The following is a 20,657-nucleotide window of genomic DNA, read 5'->3' on the forward strand; positions in this document are numbered from 1 at the left end:
ATATTGCACCAAAAAAGCGCATTTTAAATGCGCTTTTTTTTTAACCTACTAAAAAGTAACAATAAATAATATTGGTCTAGTAACTGCATTTCCTTATTCATACCCTATAGTTGAATCAGGGATTGTTATATTGGAGGCCAATAGTGTGGATATAAATGCTTTTTTAGTAAAACATCAATTGCCGTTGAAATATCAATATATTAGTGAGCAGTATTTTTCTGTGATTGCTCAGGATATTTTAACCAGCAAAAAAAATGCGCCTTTATTTGTTGCCATCAACGGCTGCCAAGGCTCAGGAAAAACCACGCTTGGTGACTATTTAGTGACTTGGTTTGAGCAAAACACCCACCTAAATTGTGTCGCACTCTCTATTGATGACTTTTATTTATCAACCCAAAAACGTCAGCAGCTAGCACAAGATGTGCATTGTTTATTTGCCACCCGTGGAGTTCCAGGCACACATGATGTTGCCCTTATGGATAAAACCATTAGTCGCTTGTTAAATAAAGAGGTTAATGTACCGCTGCCACGTTTTGACAAACAACAAGATGAACCCGTAGCAAAAAATAAATGGTTAACCAATAGCCAGCCAGTCGATATTGTTATTTTAGAAGGGTGGTGTGTAGCCAGTGAGCCACAGCAGCCTTTTACCTTAATTGAGCCTATTAATGAGCTAGAAAAATCATACGATCAGCAAGGACTATGGCGCCGCTGTATTAATAGCTGTTTAGCCAATGAGTATAAAACCGTATTTAATAAAATTGACTACACAATTATGCTTAAAGCGCCGAGTTTTGACGATGTATTTGCATGGCGACAAGAGCAAGAGCACAAGCTAATCGCAAAACAAGGCCAAGGCGCAGGTACCATGACCGACGAGCAGCTGCTTTGGTTTATTTCTCACTTTGAGCGTATTACCCGAGAAAATTTAAGTACCCTCAGTGCCAAAGCAAATGCGTTAATAGAGCTTGATAGTCACCGTGATGTAGTCGCAATGCAGTTAACTAGCGACAATATTGGTCAGCCCATTATTTTTACCGATTTAGATGGTACGTTATTAAATCATAGAGACTACAACACCGAAGCGGTCGACACTTTATTACAAGAGCTGCAATACAGCGGTGTGCCGGTGGTATTTAACACCAGTAAAACGTTTAGTGAAGTGGTGGCACTGCAACAAGCGCTCAATATTAAACAGCCTTTTATTGTTGAAAATGGCTCGGCTGTCTATATTCCTGAAAATTACTTTACCCTCAGACCCATTGGCTGCAGCGAATACCAAGGCTATTGGTGTTATTCATTTGCGGCGCCCATTAGCAATTTATGGGCTGATTTAACACATTTAAAAAAAGACTACAGCGACCAATATAGTTTATTCAGTGAGTTATCGTGTGAGCAGGTAATGCACATCACAGGGTTAAACGAGATACAGGCGGCGCAAGCACAGAATCGTCAATATTCAGATCCGCTCTGCTGGCATGGCGAAGAGCACAAACTTAACGAATTTATAAACGCAATAACAGTGTACGGCTACGACGTTAAAGTAGGCGGGCGCTTTATCCACATTGGTAAAAATACCGATAAAAGCATGGCGCAGCAATGGCTGGTGAAACAGTTTACTGCGCAGTTTACTAAGCCGCTAAGCATTATTGCGCTTGGGGATAGTGATAACGATAAGCAAATGCTAGAAGAGGCAGATATTGCCATTATTATTGCCAATCCAGAGAGTAAAAAGCCGGTTAAATTAACCCATAACAAAGCGCGTTATTCTCAGTTGCCAGCGCCGTTAGGCTGGGTAGAAGAAATCACTGCATTACCTTGTATTAACAGCATTTTACCCAATTTTGAGGAGTATAGTTTACATGGCTGATTTTTATCAAAATGGCATCATTACAACGTTACATAATATTGCCAACAGACCCGTAGACGATTTAGAAAAAGAGTTGCTGAGTTTTAGTAAGCAGCGACCCATGGGGCTTATTTTGCCCTCATTATTTAGTGAGTTAGAAGGCCCCGCGCTACAAAATATTGTTAAAGAGCTGCAAAAAGTACCTTATTTATCACAAATTACCATAGGCTTAGACAGAGCCGACGAAAGCCAATATCGTTATGCACTGAACTTTTTTAAAGCGCTTGATCAAAACCACAAAGTACTTTGGAACGACGGGCCACGCTTACAAGCGCTCGACAAAGAGCTTCAAGCCTTAGGTGTGGCGCCACGCGAGCTCGGTAAAGGGCGTAATGTGTGGTATTGCATGGGGTATAAATTAGCCACCGCTGAGGTTGAATCAATCGCCTTGCATGACTGTGATATTTTAACTTATGACCGAGGCTTATTAGCGCGGTTAATATACCCTGTGGCACACCCTCGATTTAACTATGAGTTTTGTAAAGGCTTTTACCCGCGTACCGCCAATGGAAAAATTAATGGCCGTGTCTCTCGGCTATTGGTTACTCCGTTATTGCGCTCGTTTAAAACCATTTTAGGCAGCCGTGATTACCTTGAGTACATGGACTCGTTTCGCTACCCATTAGCGGGTGAGTTTTCGTTTAGGCGCGATGTATTAAACGATATTCGTATTCCTAGCGACTGGGGATTAGAAATTGGCGTATTAAGCGAAATGTACCGTAACTATTCTCATAACCGATTATGCCAAGTCGATATTGCCGATAACTACGATCATAAACATCAGGAATTATCGCTCGACGACCAAACCGCTGGCCTTTCTAAAATGTCGATTGATATCACCAAAGCACTATTTAGAAAATTAGCAACGCAAGGGGTTACCTTTACCAGCGAAACTATTCGCTCATTAAAAGCCACATATTACCGTATTGGTTTAGATTTTATTGAAACCTATCATAATGATGCACTAATGAACGGTTTAACCCTGGATATTCACCAAGAAGAAAAAGCCGTTGAAATGTTTGCGCAAAATATCATGAATGCCGGTCAGCACTTTTTAGAAAACCCAATGGAAGCACCCTTTGTGCCGAGTTGGAATCGTGTGGCCTCGGCAATGCCAGACGTACTTGAGCGTTTAAAAGAAGCCGTTGAGCTAGATAACGAACAATACAGTTAACATCATTAAACGAGGCGCCTGTGAATATAGTTAAAGAACTTTTTTTTCAACGAGTTGAACAACATTTACATGCTATTTATCAAGATGTTGAATTACCGATAGCAATAAGCGAATTGACTGAAGAATTGATCACCTTAATTTTAGGTGATAACCCACTTCGCGATCCCACGCCACACACTAACCGCTGGGATGAGCAAGATGTTGTGCTAATTGCCTATGGCGATTCGATAATAAACCATGAAGACAGTGATTTAGCCGTAGGCACCCCTTTAGAGGCGCCTTTAAAAACCTTGCATCGCTTTATAAAAGAGCAGTGCGATCATCAGCTTAATGCACTGCACATTTTACCCTTTTATCCGTATAGCTCAGATGAAGGATTTGCGGTAATGAACTATGCACACGTTAATGAAGCGCTGGGTGACTGGCAAGACATTAACGCGATTGCAAAAGATGTAAAACTGATGGCGGATTTAGTCATTAATCATTGCTCTAGTCGAAGTATTTGGTTTGAAAACTTTTTAACTGATACACACCCCGGAAAAGATTACTTTAAAACAGCCAGTTTAACTGACGATTTAAGCCAAGTAGTTCGTCCTCGTACATCGCCACTATTAAATACGGTAACAACAACCAGTGGTGAAAAACATGTATGGTGCACATTTAGTCATGATCAAGTGGATTTTGATTTTGAAAATCCCGAGGTGTTAAAAGAGTTTGTCGGCATTATTCGTCATTATTTAGACAACGGTATTCGCTTATTTCGCCTTGATGCTGTGGCCTTTTTATGGAAACAACTTAATACCAGTTGTATAAATTTACCGCAAACCCACGAAGTAGTACGTTTATTACGAACGCTGATTGAGCATGCCGAGCCAAGTGTGGTGATCATCACCGAGACTAATATTCCCAATCAGGAGAACTTGTCTTACTTTGGTAATGCCAACGAAGCCCATGCAATTTACAACTTTGCCTTGCCGCCGTTGTTGTTGCATACCTTACTTAGTGGCGATAGTACGGCGCTTAAGCATTGGATGATGAGTATGCCGCCTGCACAAAACGGCACTGCGTATTTTAATTTTATTGCTTCTCACGATGGCATTGGTTTAAGGCCAATTGAAGGCTTGCTGCAACCCAGTGAGGTTGCTTCATTAGTCAGTACCACCATGCAGTTTGGTGGGCGCGTTTCAATGCGTACTAGTCACGATGGCACACATACCCCGTATGAGCTAAATATTGCCTTGTTTGATGCCTTACAAGGGACGCATAATGGCGCGGATAAATTTGGCCTTGAGCGCTTTTTATGTGCTCACGCCATTATGTTTGCAATGGAGGGGATCCCAGGGCTGTATATACATAGTTTACTTGGCACCACTAATGACTATGAACGCTTTGATAATTCGCAGCACAATCGCGCCATTAACCGTCATCGCTGGCAAGAGTCAAAATTATTAGCGGCAATTGCAGAAAAATATAGTCATCATCATCAAGTATTCAACGGAGTAAAACAGTTATTAGCAGTGCGTAAAAGGCAAGCGGCATTTCATCCTAATGCAACACAGTTCACTTTGCATTTAGGAGAGGGGTTATTTGGTTTTTGGCGACAAAGCATTGACCGCCAGCAAAGTATTTTTTGTATTTATAATATCAGCAGTCAGCCACAAAGCTTAACCTTGGCCGATTTGAACTTAATAAATACACAGCAATGGTATGAGCTGCTCTCTAAAACAGTGCTGGATGAAGAGCTTAAAACTATGCAATTAGCACCGTATCAAACACTCTGGTTATCTAATAGAGCATAAATAACGACGTTTAAAGTAATCAATGTAACTGTAAAGGGGCTTTACAGTTACATTACTCAAGCGCGAGTAGTAAGTTCTCTATAGTAAATTCAACTTTGTCTGGGCGGGTTTTACTAAACTGCGAAAAGTCTATTTCGGCTAGATTATTCGCATTAATTGCATTATATAAAGGCTTATTTGTATCGTTGAGTGGCTGAAAAATATCATTAGTGCTGTGAAAAAGTGGCCAACGCTTTAAATCAGTATGGTTATCAAATAAGTTTATAATTGCATGAGCCCCTAATAAAACATGACCCCCTATCGATATATCAAGCGCGTATGCGTTATTAGGCGCAGAATCCCAGTTAATCCCACCCACAAAAACCTGCGATTGTTTGTTTAGTTGGGTTAATGCTCTTTTAGCACCAAACGCAATGGCATCATTAGCGCACCAAATAATGTTAATTTCAGGCGCAAGTTGCATATAGGCCATGGTTTTTATATAGCCTTCTTGCTCAGACCAATTTGCAACCTCTTTAGCGGTTAAGGTTACTTTGGGTGTTTGCGCTAAAAAATCCATTAACCCTTGGGTACGTAAAGTGGAAGCAGGGGTTGTGTAGTCCCCTAGTAAAGCTAATGTATGAGCTGGCGTTTTTGTTTTATTGGTAAACTTTTTATAAAGCTGCTGCATCAATGATTTACCTGCAACACGATTATTTGGGGTAATACTGCCGACCACATTGACGCCATTTTTTTGCAATTGCTCGAGAGACGCAGGGGAAGGGCGATTTAATAAAAAATAAATGGGAACCTTGTTACTGTCTATTTTAGATAGGTATTGGCTGGTGACATTTTTTTCGTTTACTAATATCAGATAATCAGGCTTATCGTTAATGGCCTGCTGGATCAGCTCTTTCATTAAAATATGATTTCGGTTGGCGTACTTTATAGTTAATGTCACATCTAAATCAGTGGCAGCATTTTGCATAATTTTAGAAACATGAAACCAAAAATCACCTGTTTTATTGCTCTCAGCCTCAATGGAATTTGAAAAGCCAGGATTGATGAATATGATCTCTAAGGCATTAATACTGTAACTACTGAATAGCAGGCAGGTATAAGTTATCAGGCGGTATAATTTAAACAAAGGCATATGTTTCTCTATAGATTTTATAAAGCTCGATTTTTACCTTGCTAACTAGCTCCGTGGTGACATCTAAGCGTTATGCTATATAATACCCCAGTAAGTTTAGCATGTATGCAGCAATTAATTTTTTAGGATTTATGAATGAAAGCAGTTTTATTGTTAATAGTATTACTCTTTAGTCAAACAGTTGCCGCTAATGACGTAAGTGATTTAGAAAAGACCATGAAAAATATTGGGCTGGCTTATAAACAAAGTGTTGAAGCAACCCAGCTGCAAGAATTTAATGGTGCTATCGATCAATTTATTGGATTGATAGAGCAAGGTAAGAAAGCCAAATTTTATAAAGAAGCTCAGAAGTCGGTGCAAGGGCTCGATAAAGTACTGGTTCAAGCTCAGTTGGCAAAAAAAGTAGCGAATGAGCAGGGACTCGAAGCTGCAAAAAAACCACTTAAAGCCATCGATAATTTACGCAAAAAATATCATAAATTACATGAGCCTCCAGGCTTTTTTGAATTACTGTTTGGAAAATAAGGATTAGCAATGGAAATTTCAGTTTCAATGTTAGACGGTCAAAAGTTGAGTGCTAAGTTTGGTGAGCATGAAGTAATAAGCGATCAAAGCATCAATGCCGGTGGTGGGGCAGAGCACCCAGAACCATTTGACTATTTTTTGGTTAGCATGGTTTTGTGCGCTGGTTTTTATGCGCGTAAATTTTGTCAGCAAAGAGAGATCTCAACCGACGGCATGACGCTGACACAAAATAACGAGAATGTAGATGAAAACGGTAAAAAACGTTTTTCTATTGAAATTGGGTTGCCTGAAGGTTTCCCCGATAAATATAAAAAAGCACTTATTGCTGCTGTAAATACATGTACCGTGAAAAAGGTTATTCAGGCAGTGCCTGAGTTTTCTGTTGAAGTAAAGTAAATACCCTTTAACAATAATGCCGAGTAATAAACTCGGCATTATTATTTTATCCCACTATTTTTTCTTCATACCCTGTACGGCCTTAAATCTAGGATTATCTTTACATATCACGAACACGCGCCCTTTACGCTTTACAATTTGACAACCAGGTCGTTGCTTTGCGCTTTTTAATGAACTTAATACTTTCATTTGCTTTCCTTTTTAGCCGAAGATAAGTTTTTAAAACGACGATTAAATTGCGCAACGCGGCCATCAGATGCGAGCGTTTTTTGTTTGCCTGTATAAAATGGGTGTGAGTCAGATGAAACATCAATAGGCACATAGGGATATGTATTACCGTCTATTTCGATAGTGCGGTCGGTTTTGATGGTTGAACCTATAATGAAATATGAATCGGCTGCAGTATCATGAAAAGCAACCACATGGTAATCAGGGTGAATATTTGGTTTCATTAAACGCCTTTAATGTTATGTGATAGTATATCATTTAATTTAGCGCATTTAATTTCCCTTTGCAAATCATTTTAAATAGCTTGAACTTTGGTTAAATTGTCTTTAATGCACCGTAATTGCTGGGTATTTGCACAATCTAGTCAAAAAATAAGCACTTAGATCAAAAGTACTGGCTATTAGTATTTAGGCTGCTATAACTAGTTTCAGCAAAAAAAATAATAAAAATTTAAACACGTAGAATAGAGGTAGTTTATGAGTGACGCTCAAACGAAACAGGACCAAATCGACCAAGGAGTTATGGACACTCTTAGGGAGCGCGATCATAGTGTATTGGCAAAACAAGTTGACTCACTCGCATGTTCTCATAACGATATCATTGAATTGCTTGCTCATTATTTAGCATTAAGCGAACAAGAAGATGATGAGTTATTTGATGACTGGTTTGACTCTCTTTCAAAAGAACAACACACCGTGCTAAAAGTATTTGAAGTATATCGCGGACAGTATGAGCACCAAAACTAACTGTTTGTATTAGGCATATTAATTAGTCATTATACTAACACTGGCTATACGATTGTAATTTAATGTTATAAAGGCATTGTTTTTATAGATAAGCGAAATAATTAATTACACTTATTCAATACAATAGTATGTACTTTGTCCCTTGATTATTTTTAAACTAACTAATTGATGTTTAAAGCTTTATAATAAGTTAAACTACATTTAGTGTTAAAATAGTAGTTTCGGCTCGTAGTTGAACTACCATTAATAAGTTGAAATAAGAAAGGGATAATTCAGCATGCAACATTTAAATGAAATACTCAGCAGAAACAACGTCAAAATAATTGGCAAGGGTAATAAAACCTTGGTGTTGGCTCACGGATTTGGTTGCGACCAAAACATGTGGCGATTTATTATTCCTGCCCTTGAACAACATTTTACTTTAGTGCTGTTTGATTATGTAGGCTCAGGTAACTCTGATGTGTCTAAATATAATAAACAGCGCTACTCAACCCTTGATGGGTATGCCAAAGACGTACTAGAAATATGTGCCGCACTTGAACTTACCGATATTACATTTATAGGCCACTCGGTTAGTGGCACCATTGGCGCACTTGCTGCCATTGAGCAACCAGAGCTATTTTCTAAGCTGGTTATGGTGTGCCCCTCACCGTGCTTTTTAAATTTACCCCCTGATTATTTTGGTGGATTTGAAAAACAAGACCTTCACGAATTACTAAACCTAATGGATAAAAATTACATTGGTTGGGCAAATTATTTAGCGCCTCTAGTAATGGGCAACTCTCATCCAGATGAATTTATAGCGGAACTATCGGGAAGTTTTTGCTCAACAGATCCCCTTATTGCAAAAACCTTTGCAGAAGCCACGTTTTTATCCGACTACCGTTTTATACTTGAACATATAAAACAGCCTACTTTAATTTTACAAAGTGAAAATGATGCTTTAGCCGCGCCTTCTGTTGGGGAGTTTGTAGCGAATGAAATTTCAAATGCAACACTTAAGGTTATTAGTGCGCATGGCCACTGTATTCATATGACGCACCCAGAAACAGTCAGCCGTTTAATTTTTGATTTTGTGAGTTAGCCACATGTCACTTGATAAAGTAGATGAAAAGCTTGCTGATTATTCCGCAGATCACTTTTTAAATGGTGCATTAGTGACAAATGCAGATAACATTATTGTTTATGCAAATACTTATTTTCAAAAGGAATTACAGTGGAATTGTAATGAGCTTATTGGCAAGTCGGTTGATAAAATTATAACTAAATCATCAAAAATATTTTTACAAAGTTATGTGCTTCCTACCTTACTGCATGAAAAAGCGTGTCAAGAAATGCAGTTAATTATGCTCAGCGCCCAAGGCGAGCGTATGGCCGTTACCGTTAATGCTCAGCTTGATGAAAAGGGCTATATATACTGGAGCTTTTTTAACGCGACTCAGCGAGATAAGCTTTACGACGAGCTGATTAAAACACGGGAAAAGTTAGAAGCGCAAACTGAACGCTTACAATCTTTAGCGTCTACCGATGAGTTAACCAATTTATTAAATAGAAGAGAGATGAATTGCCGCAGCGTGCTGTTACTCGAACAGGCTATGCGATCAAAGCAGTCGGTTGCATTGTTAATTATCGATATTGATAATTTTAAAGTCGTTAATGATACCTTTGGGCATTTAGAAGGGGATCGAGTTTTAAAAGAGTTGGGGCAACGTCTTAAACATTTTGGTCGACAAACCGACCTTATTTCTCGTTACGGCGGTGAAGAGTTTTTAATTATGGTGCCAGATACAAATAAAGCAGATACTTTGTCATTTTGCCAAAGGCTGCATTTATTAATTGCTGAAATTAAAGTAGGTAATCGCCCAGTAACCGCCAGTATTGGGGCAAGTTTGAGTACTGCGAAAACGACGTTTACTGATTTATTTGCCCAAGCCGATAATGCGGTATATGAAGCCAAAGAGCGCGGAAAAAACAGAACCCAATTATACGATAACCCCTAACTAAATAGAGGTAAACTCAACAAGGTATTGAGTTGAGTTTACTCAAAAGATGGCAGTTATAGTTGGTATTATTGCTCTACACAATTATTTTTTGCTAATGGCGATGCCAATACGGTATCGGGGTGCCAAATTCTATCCCATATTTTAGGTAGGTTGTTTAAGTTGGGTCTTTGACTTATTTTTTCAAAATTACCGACACTGATTGCTGAGCCATCTTTCTGACCGACAACAAAATTAAACACATAAGCACACTCCATGCCCATGCGTAAATCAGAGAGAATAACTTTGTCTTGCTGCTCGCGAACGGAATAAAACCCTTTTGTAAACCACTGCAAGCGTTTAACACCCCATTCATTTTTAATCTCGTTTAGTAAAGAAGGGGTTGTTTGGTATGCATTTAAGGTAACCTCGTTGGGTGTATCAAACACCGATGCATAGCCTTCATAATATTTCCCATCCGACATCACAACCACCCGCCAAAGTAAAGTAGTAAACGGTGCTGGAGTGCTAATGTATTCATTGACTGTGATGTCTCTGTTTTGTAGCGCAGTGTTGACTTTATCGTCAATAACAACTTTAAGAATAAGCGAACAACATAAATAGAGAGTACTTACTGTGAGCGTAATTGCGTTAATTTTGTAGGCGGTTGGGGCGGTTATTTTTGGTATTAAAGTGCCTATAACCCCTACTAATAGCGGTAACGTGTAGAGGGGATCAATAATAAACATATTTGAAATTGCAAACGGATGCTCTGTAAGTGGCCACATTAATTGCGTACCGTACACAGTAAGTGCATCCAATAGTGCATGGGTTGATAAACACAAAAACACTAACCAAAACCAACGTGTTTTATACGCTTGCATGCCAGTGTGTATTTTTAAAATTAGCCAAACAATCAAAGGGCTAATTAACAAGTGCACAAAAAATGAATGGCTAAAGCCACGGTGATAAGTAAATGCTTCAACACTGCCGCCATAGGGTAAAAACACATCTAAATCGGGTAAAGTGCCCAAAATAGCGCCCCATAACACCGCTTTGCGGCCCACTTTGTTACCTAATACTGCGTACCCTACGGCGCTACCTAACGCAACTTGTGTTAAAGAATCCATACTACCTCATCTAAATAATGCAACTGCAATGTTTATACTCAGCTTAATCTTAAAACCGTCAATAATGTAAATTATTTCATTAAGTTGCTCTTTAAACTCAATTTAAAAGTGATTTATAAACTCAGTCGCGGTTGTATAAAATCTAAAAATGCAACGATACGGGAAGAAACCGCCTCATTTTTGTAATAAACGCCATAAATAGATTCTCGATTATTTGGGCTACTTACGCTGTGAGGTAAAACTTCTATTAATCGTTTTTTGGCTAAATCTTCTGCAATCATAAATTGTGAGAGAAGTGCTATGCCTTGATCAGCAATACATAAATGCCTAATGGTTTCGCCGCTGCTAGCCCTTAAATCAAAGTGCAGCGATTGCTCATGCTTCAAGGGCCATTGATTAAGAGTATTGGGTTCACTGAAACCAATTAGGTTATGGTTTTTAAGATCTGAAACTTGCTGTAACGGTGGCGCATTTTTTAAATAATCAGTGCTTGCGACCAATTTTAATTTACTTTGGCCTAATTTACGCGCATGCAGGTTTGAATCTTTTAAGTCTCCAATGCGAATAGCTAAATCTGTTTTGCGCTCAAGTAAATCAATAATATTGTCGTGTGAGGTAATATCGAGCGTGATTTGCGGGTATTGCTTTTTAAACTCATTAACTAGTGGCGCTAGTTGATGCAAAACAAAAGGGCTTGCTGCATCTATACGCAAGTGCCCGCTAGGTGCTTGCTTTAGTAGCTTTATTGTTTCTTCCCCTAAGAGCAGCGTGTTTAAAGCCTTTCGCGCATATTCTATGTATATATGCCCTTCCTCGGTCAGTTCTAAGCGCCGAGTTGTTCTGTTTAGTAATGTGCAGTTTAGCCTGCTTTCAAGACGAGATAGTGCTCTTGAAACTTTAGCTACATTTAAATCAAGTAAACTAGCCGCACCGGAAAAACTGCCACAATCAACAATGGTAATAAACATTTCTAGATCTTCAGTTTTAGCTTGAACAGGCATAAATTCACTCATTTATATTTGCAAAATAAACAAAAGTATTTTGCCATTTATGCCATTTATTGCAAAGGCATTTTTACTCACACTGTACATCTATTTTAAAAATGAGGATGTAACTATGCCATTGGCTTTATGGGCGCTTACCTTAAGCGCATTTGCAATTGGAACAACAGAGTTTGTTATAGTGGGTTTAGTGCCAACTATTGCAAACGATTTAGGCGTGAGCTTACCATCAGCAGGCTTACTAGTGAGCTTATATGCGGTTGGTGTAGCTATTGGCGCACCGGTTCTCACTGCATTAACGGGTCGCTGGAGCCGAAAAGTGGTACTTATAAGTCTTATGGGCTTATTTGTTATGGGTAACTTATTAGCTTGGCAAGCCCCTAGCTACGAAACGTTAATAATAGCACGCATTTTAACTGGACTTGCTCACGGTGTATTTTTCTCTATTGGCTCAATGATAGCGACAAGCTTAGTAAGTAAAGATAAAGAGGCTAGCGCCATTGCAATTATGTTTACCGGCCTTACGGTAGCGCTAGTAACGGGTGTGCCATTAGGTACTTGGATAGGGCAGCACTTTGGTTGGCGCGCTACATTTTTAGTGGTGTCATCACTTGGTATTATCGCTTTAATTGGAAGTGCTGTATTAGTACCTAAAAATTTAAAGCAATCAATACCGGCAACCTTTAAAGAGCAACTTCAAGTTGTTACTAAACCTAGATTACTGCTTGTGTATTTAATGACAATTTTAGGCTATGGCGGCACGTTTACTGCGTTTACTTACTTGGCCCCCATTTTAGAGCAGCAGACTGGATTTGCATCTTCAACAATTGGCATAATTATGCTGGTATATGGTGTCTCAGTGGCTGTTGGTAATATATGGGGTGGAAAATTAGCTGACAAGCGAGGCCCGATCAGTGCGCTGAGCATTATTTTTAGTGCACTTACTGTAATTCTACTGATATTTACTTTTACCATGGAGTCAAAGGTTGCTGCCGTATTAACCATATTAGTTTGGGGGGCATTTGCATTTGGTAATGTACCTGGTTTGCAGCTTTATGTTGTTAAGCAAGCTCAGCAACATACTCCTAACGCAGTCGATGTTGCATCTGGATTAAATATAGCAGCATTTAACATTGGCATAGCATTGGGTTCTATTACGGGGGGCCTTGTAGTAGAGCACATGGAACTAAAAGATACCGCATGGATTGGCGCCGTTGTTTCATTGCTGGCTTTAATAGTCACCCGGTACAGTGGCAGGCTAGATAAACAAAATGTTCAGGCTAAATAAAGCGAAACTTATGTAGGTTAGTCTTGAAATAAAAATGAATGACCTCAGTATTTTCATGAGGTCGAAATTTTAAATCAAAAAGTAATCGGTGTATTTAGTAAACACGACGTTTGAATTTTAAACCAATTATTTAATAAGGATAAAGCTATGACACAACGTGTAATTGAAATGCCAGACTTAGGTATGGGTACTTTTCGTTTAGAAGGTAAAACTGCTTATGAATCTGTAAAAATGGCGTTAGAAGTAGGATTTCGTCATATTGATACCGCGCAAATTTATGGCAACGAAGAGCAAGTCGGCCAAGCCATTAAAGACAGTAATATTCCCAGAGATGAGTTATTTATTACTACCAAAGTATGGAACAATAAACTCAATAAAAACGACTTTATCGCAAGTGTAGAAAAGTCATTAGAAAAGCTGCAAGTTGACTCGGTTGATTTATTGCTAGTTCACTGGCCTGCACCATCAAACAATGAGCCTATGAGCGAATACCTGACTGAGCTACTAAAAGCTAAAAAGTTAGGGTTAACCAAACATATAGGTGTATCAAACTTCACTATTGCGAACTTAAAAGAAGCGATGCAAACGTTAGACTCGCGTGAAATATTTACTAACCAAGTAGAAGTGCACCCCTATTTAACCAATACCAAACTGCGCGCCTTTTGTGCTCAACATGACATACATGTAACAGCCTATATGCCGTTTGTGGTTGGTAAAGTGTTAAACGATCAAACCATTATAGATATTGCTAATAAACACGATGCAACGCCAGCGCAAGTGGTTATTGCATGGGAAAATGCGAACGGCATGACCACAATTCCATCATCGACCAAGCGTAAAAACTTAGAAGATAACTTTAACGACAAGGTAAAACTTGATGATGAAGATATAGCGCGAATTGATGGCCTTGATTGCAACGACCGCCAAGCAACGCCTGACTTTGCACCACAGTGGGATCAATAACCAAAAAGCCAGAACTAAAACAGGTGCAGTTGAGCTGCACCTTTATTTTTGAAACAAGGAACACCCATGTTAACGGTAATTGCTACACTATCGAGTGAAAATAGCGATGCAGAGCCCCTCTTAACCGAGCTCGAAAACTTACAACAGTCCTCGCGCCAAGAAGTAGGCTGCCTGCGTTACGAACTATCAGTTAAAAACGAGGCTGAGCAAACCACCTATTTAGTGAGTGAGCAATGGGCGTCTAATGAGCACTTTGAAGCCCATAAAAACGCGCCCCACTTTAAAGCGTTTGGTGATGCAGTCGGTACATTTATTACCTCTACTAATATTGATGTGTATAAAACCATTGGTTAGCAGCACAAAGCTAATGCCCAAGTAGGGGCTGTAACTTACAGCTCCCTTTTTTAATATGATTTCCAAATACTCCCTACAAATATAAGCCATTCTATAAGTATAATGGTGCAACTCACTCAAATCCTCTGCGTGAAGAACTGTCGCCGGAAGAGTCGAAAGAGCGCTTGAAGTGTTTTTTTGAAGATATTGTTTCGATTACTGGAGATACCTAACAATCTGGTACTTACTTTAACTACAAAGAGCTTGCACTTTCATGTCTGTGATTTAAGTTTTGCAACGACATTTATTTAAAATTGAAACTAACCTTCTCAAGTTGCAAGAAATTAAATGTAGAGTTTAATAATAGTAAGTTTTGTAGAACAATTTCAGGATCTTTTTTAGGTTGGGATCATTTAATAAAGTTAATTTATCTCAGGTTATTTATTTAACGTTTTTTTTTAAAATTAATTATGTTATAAAGTTTGTGATGGACTATTTTTTAACAAGGGATTGATATGTCAGAGTTTTTCAGTAATAACTGGGTTGTGATCGCAATCGTCGTTGTTTTTGTTGTTATTTTTTATGCATGGTATGTATCAATTATTACTAAACGAAATGCGATGCAAGAGGCTTTTTCTGGTATAGATGTACAATTGAAAAAGCGAACAGAATTAATTCCTAATATTTTAGCTATCGCTAAAAAGTTTATGAGTCATGAAAAAGAGCTGCTTGAAGAGATAACACGTTTACGCAGCAACATATTACAATCAAGTAGTAATAATGATACTGATGAGCGTTTTAAATTAGAGGGACAGTTGCAAAACTCACTATCGGGTTTAATGGTTGCTGTGGAAAACTATCCAGAACTTAAGTCAGATAAAACTATGCTTGATGCACAACGTACCTATGCTGACATCGAAGAACATATTTCAGCGGCAAGACGCAACTTTAATAGTGCAAATCGAGTACTTAGAAATAGTATTCAGGTGTTTCCTGGGAATATTATTGCAAGCATAATAGGTGTTCGAACTGTTGCTTTCTTTGAGGTCTCAGAGTCTGAACGTCAACCAGTCATTGCCACAGACATATTAGATTCTTAATAAGGATTTGATATGTTGAATAAAATATCAGAATTCACTGATTATTTTGATGCTTTTAAACTACGCTTTGGGCGAAAAAATAAAGAGCTTAATAACGCTTATGCATCAGATGAGTTAAAAAATACATTTGAAAATGACATTAAGCCTCAATTAAAGTCAATTGAGCTAAATCGTGAGTCATTGCATGCAAAATTTATTAAACGTAAGCGTCAGCTAAACTTTGTAATTTTGCCTATCGCGGCTTTGATTACTATTTTTGCTTTATTTGCAGGTGAAGACGGTAGTTTCTTGTATATAATTCCAGTATCTTTTTGTATCGGAACCGGATGGGCATACAAGCCAGCGCTTGATTATGTTCGTCATTATAAACTTAAAGTAATGCCAATCCTTGTGAAAATGTATGGCGACTTTACTTATTCACTTAAATCGAATTTACAAGCAAACGACATCAAAAATTTAGCTATTGCTCCTAATTTTGATTATCTAAAAACTGAAGACTGCGTAACAGGAAAGATAGACGACATTGGATTTGAATTTACTGAGTTAACTCTTCATAAAAGAAGTAAAAATGGTAGTAATAGAGTATTTAAAGGGTGTTTAGTCTTACTTACAATGCCTTTTAATTTTAATTCACATACGCTTGTGAAACATGATCATGGCAAGGTATTAAACTGGCTCACTAAAGATAACAAAGCAACTGAGAAAGTCGCCCTAGAAAACGTCGACTTTGAAAATAAATTTGAAGTTTATTCAAATGATCAGGTTTTAGCGCGTTATATTCTAACACCGGTTATGATGGAACAACTGCTGTCGTTATTATACGCCTTTGTTATGAAAGTTAATGCTACTCAACTTGAATGTGAATTTGTTGGCAATAAAGCCGTATTTTTTATTCGGCATACAGAAAACCTCTTAGAGCCAACTTGGATCGACCAGTCTGCATTTGAAATTAATGCGTTACCACTTATTGAACAAGAGTTGGCCTTGCTCATATCAATAGCAAAACAATTGAATCTAGACCTAATGGCAGCTCGTAGAGTCTCAAAAGAAAATAACTTGGACAGTAAGTCTTAATATAGGTCCTAAAGCTCCACTACAGCTAAGTTCTTATCGATTTACCTCGAATAGAAGAAATATAGCCATAACTTAGGGCTCTCAAATACGGTTAATATTCTCACATAATTCGTTACTGCTATAGGGATTAAAAACAATCAAGCTGAGCAAACAATAAAAGCACAAAAAATGTGTTCAGGGCTTTAGCAGCATTCAAATAACAACCTTAAATAGCTAAACTCCTCAGCCAAACACGACCCTTTACTTAATCGATAAGTCGTATTTTAAAATAAGGGCATCAATATAGCGGCTACGTAATGTGAGTTGCTTTTCGTGATCGGCGCCATGGCTAAGGGCTTTATTTAGAAGCTTCATAGCAGGGTGAATGCGGATGCGTTCATCCTTATCTAAACTGGCTTTGCTGCGCAGCTCGGTTATATCGTCTACTAATAATCTGCCAATATCCACAGCCACAATTTCATCAATTAGGCCATTTTGGGTAAGCACCCCATATTTACTGCATAAAAATTGTTGCCACACTTGCTGTAAATGTTCATCTATTTCACAGCCAAACAATTCTTCGTTAAATATAAAGCCTTGCTGTGCAAGCTTAGCCAAGCACTGGGTATAGTGCTGAGCAAACAAATTAAAAGCTTGGTTAGATGATTCAATTTTTTGTTTAACTAATCCTTGCCCCCAATTTACACAACCTCGGGGATAATAATCGTCGTATTCTTCACATTCATACAACCCTGAATAAGAGCTGCAGCTCATTTGATTTTTAATGCAATAACTGGGTTTAGGGAAAATGCTCTGTGCTTGCCAATTTTCAAGAGTTTCAGTGTCTATGTTGAGTGCTTGGCATAACTCATCAGTGTGATAAAAGTGAGTGCTTAAATAGTCAGATAAACGCATAGTGGCTCGCTTAATAGTAAAAAACAAAATACTGTTTATTTATACAGTTATTTATTTTGTATCATCAAACTCAATAACACAAGCCATTTTATAATTAAATACTGGCTATCACTGCAAATAGCGCGGTAAATATGGTACAAATAGGGCAAGTATTAATAACAATGATTTTTTTATGCGCACCCTAGAACAAATTAAACAAGCAAGCCTTATTACTGCAATTAAAACACCTTACTTAGCCAATGGTGAGATCGATCTTGCAAAGTATGATGAACTCGTTGAAATACAAATTGCAGCGGGTGTTGACGGCATAGTTGTTGGTGGCACCACCGGTGAAGGCCAGTTAATGAACTGGGAAGAGCATTTAATGCTAATTGCGCACAGTGCCAATAAATTTGGTGAGCAATTACTGATTATAGGTAACACCGGTAGTAACAATACGCGCGAAGCAATTAAAGCAACAAAATATGGTTTTGCCAGCGGCATGCATGCCTCATTACAAATTAACCCTTACTACGGGCGCACATCAATTGCCGGTGTTAAAGAACACTTTAAACGTGTGCTTGATATTGGTCCGGCGTTTATTTACAACGTAGCAGGGCGCACAGGCCAAGACCTCACCCCTGATATTATTGAACCACTGGCCCAGCATGAGCACTTTATTGGTGTTAAAGAATGTGGTGGCAATGAGCGTATAGCGCACTATGAACAACAAGGTATTGCGTGTTGGTCTGGTAATGATGACGAAGCACACGATGCACGCCATACTCATAAAGCACATGGCGTTATTTCAGTTACGTCTAACTTGATCCCGGGTTTGTTCCGTCAATTAATGGATAGCAAAAATGATGCGCTTAATAATTCATTACAACCATTAATGAACTGGCTGTTTTGCGAGCCAAACCCAATTGCCATTAACACCGCGATGATCATGACAGGCGCGGTTAACCCAGTGTTTAGAATGCCTTATGTGCCGCTTAGCGATGAGCAACAGCAACAAGGTGAAACCCTAATTAATCAGCTTAATGAGCAAGATTTTGTCGGTAGTCGAGCGCAGTGTGTGGATATTAGTAAGGTTTTGATTTTATCTTAAACTGTTAGACTATTTATTAAATACTAAATTTTCAAAGCAGCCTACTGTGAACACAGAGGCTGCTTTTTATATTATTGCCAATAGTAGTTGAGTTTAAGCTGCCACATAACTGAATTAGCGTGAGTGACCGCTAATCTAATATCAATATCTTGGCTAATAGGCACTGCCAGTTCTAGTTTGGTTTGCGCAGAGTTTTTAGCATTTAAGAATGACTTTTCGTAGGATGCTCTGAGTTTAATACCTGAGTCAGTACCAGTAATAATCCCCACTTCTCCCGACGAATAATAAAAGTGGCTGTTTTTAGCTAAATCACCTAAATAACCATTAATTAAGCTATAGGCTAAGGTGTTGTTGCTAAATTGCCAAGCTTGTCCGGCTCCCCCCATAACAAAGCTACGTTTACAGGTTCTGCACAGTGCTGGTTGTCTGTCGAATCCAACATTAATTTTCCACGACCACTTAGATTCATTAGCCCAAGATAATTGGTTTGGATTGAATGACTCCAAATCTAATAAATGAACTTTGTTTATGTAAGTTTCGCCATCAGTAAACATCAGCTCGGTATCTAACATTTCTAAATTAGAAAATGGAATGCGGGCAATATCAGAGGCAAGGGTATCAAAATAACTCAACCTAAAACCCAAAGTGTACTGTGTTTGCTCAGCCGTGTGCACCGCAGAAACTGAGCTATTAGAGGGCTTTTGCCCTTGATGTGGTGGCTGTTGGGTAAATTGAAATTTTACTTTGTTTTCGCCCATTGGCAGCTTTAAGCGCGCTTTAATAAGTGCATTCTTTAACTCACTTATTTTTACTGGGGTTTGCTTTTGAATTTGTTTTACTTGTACGAGTTCAAATAAAGCGCCAATAATGGCTTTTTGAGAGTGTACTGGCAAAGCTAAAAACGATTCGTTTTTAAGTACAGGTGATTCGGCAAAGATTTGTTTTGCAAAGCTGAGCTCTTTTTCACTTAAAAATTGAACATGCTTGGTAAATACAGTGTCGCGCGAGGGGGTAAATGTGATCTTTTTAACCGCCGATTGGCCTTGGTAAGTGGCCGTGTTTAATCTTGAAAAAATAGTGGCTGGTATTACCCAAGGAGCGCCTTCGCTGGTTAGTTGATCGCCAATAACAAGTTCAATAATTTGAGCAAGATGAAACGCGCAGTTTTCATCGGCAAAGTAATAATCAAATTCAGTGCCTAAAATTTCCCATAAGTGATTAGCAATAAAAACCACATCGCGCTCGTTTAGATTGAGGGTATATTCCCATAAATCTCTTAATTCTATTTCACCATAGTTGTGCTGGTGGCGATAAAACAATTGATCTGAAAAACCGGCTTTATAACCACCAAACAAGCCCTTGATAATATACACCAAGCCGTTTTCATTGTCTGGAACGTGTGCGCCATAGTTAATACTGTAATCTAATAATTTGTTTTTTGATTCGGTCGAGCGATTAAGTTTAAGTAATAAATGACCATATAATGATGCGGGATTACTCATATAACCAGATGCAAATATTAAACTAACAGAGTGAATTGCTTGTTGCTCTCGCCATTGCTTTAATTTTGGGCACTCTGCAGCTGGCATTGAAAAGGTTAAACCTTGCTCTTTGAGCCATTGGTAACGAGCAGGGTAGCGACATGGCATTGAGGGCTGGTTATTAAAAGCATGGATTGTTGCTTTTAATTCGGCAGCCGGATCAGTACGTCCGTTATCTGCAATAAAAAATGAGTTAGTAATATAACTGATGGTAGCTGGTTGGTTTTTGTAATGCCCTAATTTCAACCATATTGGGTGTTTGGCTAAAACAGAGATAGATTGCGTGGCAGAGCTTGAGAAAGAGATGAATAAAAAAGCACTAATTAAATAAAATAGAGGTTTCATTGTTTAACCA

The 20,657-nt window shown here is 38.5% G+C and carries 21 protein-coding genes; 14 read left to right on the forward strand and 7 right to left on the reverse strand.

The window, feature by feature from the left end; genetic code table 11:
- Positions 1–127 precede the first annotated feature (127 nt).
- Genes PTET_RS18080 through PTET_RS18090 form a run of 3 tightly spaced genes read left to right on the forward strand, consistent with a single transcriptional unit; the run spans position 128 to position 4,882 of the window.
- Positions 128–1,870, forward strand: a complete 1,743-nt coding sequence (locus tag PTET_RS18080) for an HAD-IIB family hydrolase (protein ID WP_029609948.1) — start codon at positions 128–130, stop codon at positions 1,868–1,870.
- Positions 1,863–3,083 carry a glycosyltransferase family protein gene (locus PTET_RS18085; RefSeq protein ID WP_013463199.1) on the forward strand — a complete coding sequence of 407 codons (1,221 nt, stop codon included), beginning with the start codon at positions 1,863–1,865 and terminating at the stop codon, positions 3,081–3,083. The genes PTET_RS18080 and PTET_RS18085 overlap by 8 nt, the downstream gene beginning before the upstream one ends.
- Before the next feature lie 20 nt (positions 3,084–3,103).
- Positions 3,104–4,882 (forward strand): sugar phosphorylase, encoded by a 1,779-nt coding sequence (locus PTET_RS18090; RefSeq protein ID WP_013463200.1) that lies wholly within the window; start codon positions 3,104–3,106, stop codon positions 4,880–4,882.
- 52 nt (positions 4,883–4,934) lie between these two features.
- On the opposite strand, the gene PTET_RS18095 is transcribed toward PTET_RS18090, so the two are convergent.
- Positions 4,935–6,014 (reverse strand): ABC transporter substrate-binding protein, encoded by a 1,080-nt coding sequence (locus PTET_RS18095; RefSeq protein ID WP_013463201.1) that lies wholly within the window; start codon positions 6,012–6,014, stop codon positions 4,935–4,937.
- Between the two features lie 135 nt (positions 6,015–6,149).
- On the opposite strand from PTET_RS18095, the gene PTET_RS18100 reads away from it, so the two are divergent.
- The gene (locus PTET_RS18100) at positions 6,150–6,539 is read left to right on the forward strand and encodes a cytochrome b562 (protein ID WP_013463202.1); all 390 of its coding nucleotides are present in this window, start codon (positions 6,150–6,152) and stop codon (positions 6,537–6,539) included.
- Positions 6,540–6,548: 9 nt separating this feature from the next.
- Positions 6,549–6,935: an OsmC family protein gene (locus PTET_RS18105; RefSeq protein ID WP_016899710.1), complete on the forward strand. Its 387-nt coding sequence runs from the start codon at positions 6,549–6,551 to the stop codon at positions 6,933–6,935.
- Positions 6,936–6,989: 54 nt separating this feature from the next.
- Here PTET_RS18105 and ykgO read toward each other — a convergent pair whose 3' ends face one another.
- Positions 6,990–7,124, reverse strand: coding sequence for a type B 50S ribosomal protein L36 (gene ykgO, locus PTET_RS18110; protein ID WP_004586489.1), 135 nt, complete (start codon positions 7,122–7,124; stop codon positions 6,990–6,992).
- A complete protein-coding gene (locus PTET_RS18115) occupies positions 7,121–7,387 on the reverse strand; it encodes a type B 50S ribosomal protein L31 (protein ID WP_013463205.1) in 267 nt (88 codons plus the stop codon). Before PTET_RS18115 ends, ykgO begins: the two co-directional genes overlap by 4 nt.
- A gap of 252 nt (positions 7,388–7,639) precedes the next feature.
- Between PTET_RS18115 and PTET_RS18120 the strand changes: the two genes are divergently transcribed.
- From PTET_RS18120 to PTET_RS18130, 3 genes are all read left to right on the forward strand, one after another.
- Complete coding sequence (locus tag PTET_RS18120) at positions 7,640–7,909, forward strand: hypothetical protein (RefSeq protein ID WP_013463206.1); 270 nt, start codon at positions 7,640–7,642, stop codon at positions 7,907–7,909.
- A 277-nt stretch (positions 7,910–8,186) separates the two neighbouring features.
- Positions 8,187–8,993 (forward strand): alpha/beta fold hydrolase, encoded by an 807-nt coding sequence (locus tag PTET_RS18125; protein WP_096039073.1) that lies wholly within the window; start codon positions 8,187–8,189, stop codon positions 8,991–8,993.
- A gap of 4 nt (positions 8,994–8,997) precedes the next feature.
- Positions 8,998–9,909, forward strand: a complete 912-nt coding sequence (locus PTET_RS18130; RefSeq protein WP_013463208.1) for a sensor domain-containing diguanylate cyclase — start codon at positions 8,998–9,000, stop codon at positions 9,907–9,909.
- Positions 9,910–9,977: 68 nt separating this feature from the next.
- Here the strand turns inward: PTET_RS18130 and PTET_RS18135 are convergent, their stop codons facing one another.
- On the reverse strand, positions 9,978–11,018 hold the full coding sequence (locus PTET_RS18135) for a metal-dependent hydrolase (RefSeq protein ID WP_008115296.1): 1,041 nt from the start codon (positions 11,016–11,018) through the stop codon (positions 9,978–9,980).
- A gap of 113 nt (positions 11,019–11,131) precedes the next feature.
- The gene (locus PTET_RS18140) at positions 11,132–12,019 is read right to left on the reverse strand and encodes a LysR family transcriptional regulator (RefSeq protein WP_041695999.1); all 888 of its coding nucleotides are present in this window, start codon (positions 12,017–12,019) and stop codon (positions 11,132–11,134) included.
- 115 nt (positions 12,020–12,134) lie between these two features.
- Between PTET_RS18140 and PTET_RS18145 the strand changes: the two genes are divergently transcribed.
- From PTET_RS18145 to PTET_RS18165, 5 genes are all read left to right on the forward strand, one after another.
- Positions 12,135–13,307: an MFS transporter gene (locus PTET_RS18145; RefSeq protein WP_024600898.1), complete on the forward strand. Its 1,173-nt coding sequence runs from the start codon at positions 12,135–12,137 to the stop codon at positions 13,305–13,307.
- 147 nt (positions 13,308–13,454) lie between these two features.
- Positions 13,455–14,270 (forward strand): 2,5-didehydrogluconate reductase DkgB, encoded by an 816-nt coding sequence (dkgB, locus tag PTET_RS18150; RefSeq protein WP_013463211.1) that lies wholly within the window; start codon positions 13,455–13,457, stop codon positions 14,268–14,270.
- Between the two features lie 66 nt (positions 14,271–14,336).
- Entirely contained in the window at positions 14,337–14,624 is a 288-nt protein-coding gene (locus PTET_RS18155) for a putative quinol monooxygenase (RefSeq protein ID WP_096039074.1), read from the forward strand.
- A 494-nt stretch (positions 14,625–15,118) separates the two neighbouring features.
- A complete protein-coding gene (locus PTET_RS18160) occupies positions 15,119–15,703 on the forward strand; it encodes a LemA family protein (RefSeq protein ID WP_016899715.1) in 585 nt (194 codons plus the stop codon).
- Positions 15,704–15,715: 12 nt separating this feature from the next.
- Positions 15,716–16,777, forward strand: a complete 1,062-nt coding sequence (locus PTET_RS18165; protein WP_096039075.1) for a DUF3137 domain-containing protein — start codon at positions 15,716–15,718, stop codon at positions 16,775–16,777.
- Between the two features lie 240 nt (positions 16,778–17,017).
- Here PTET_RS18165 and PTET_RS18170 read toward each other — a convergent pair whose 3' ends face one another.
- Positions 17,018–17,671, reverse strand: a complete 654-nt coding sequence (locus PTET_RS18170) for a DUF6058 family natural product biosynthesis protein (RefSeq protein WP_096039076.1) — start codon at positions 17,669–17,671, stop codon at positions 17,018–17,020.
- A gap of 172 nt (positions 17,672–17,843) precedes the next feature.
- On the opposite strand from PTET_RS18170, the gene dapA reads away from it, so the two are divergent.
- Positions 17,844–18,761, forward strand: a complete 918-nt coding sequence (gene dapA / locus PTET_RS18175) for a 4-hydroxy-tetrahydrodipicolinate synthase (RefSeq protein WP_096039077.1) — start codon at positions 17,844–17,846, stop codon at positions 18,759–18,761.
- Positions 18,762–18,832: 71 nt separating this feature from the next.
- Here dapA and PTET_RS18180 read toward each other — a convergent pair whose 3' ends face one another.
- Positions 18,833–20,647, reverse strand: a complete 1,815-nt coding sequence (locus tag PTET_RS18180) for an Lnb N-terminal periplasmic domain-containing protein (protein WP_096039078.1) — start codon at positions 20,645–20,647, stop codon at positions 18,833–18,835.
- Between the last annotated feature and the right edge of the window lie 10 nt (positions 20,648–20,657).

Origin of the sequence: Pseudoalteromonas tetraodonis (assembly GCF_002310835.1) — a bacterium.
Classification (GTDB): domain Bacteria; phylum Pseudomonadota; class Gammaproteobacteria; order Enterobacterales; family Alteromonadaceae; genus Pseudoalteromonas; species Pseudoalteromonas tetraodonis.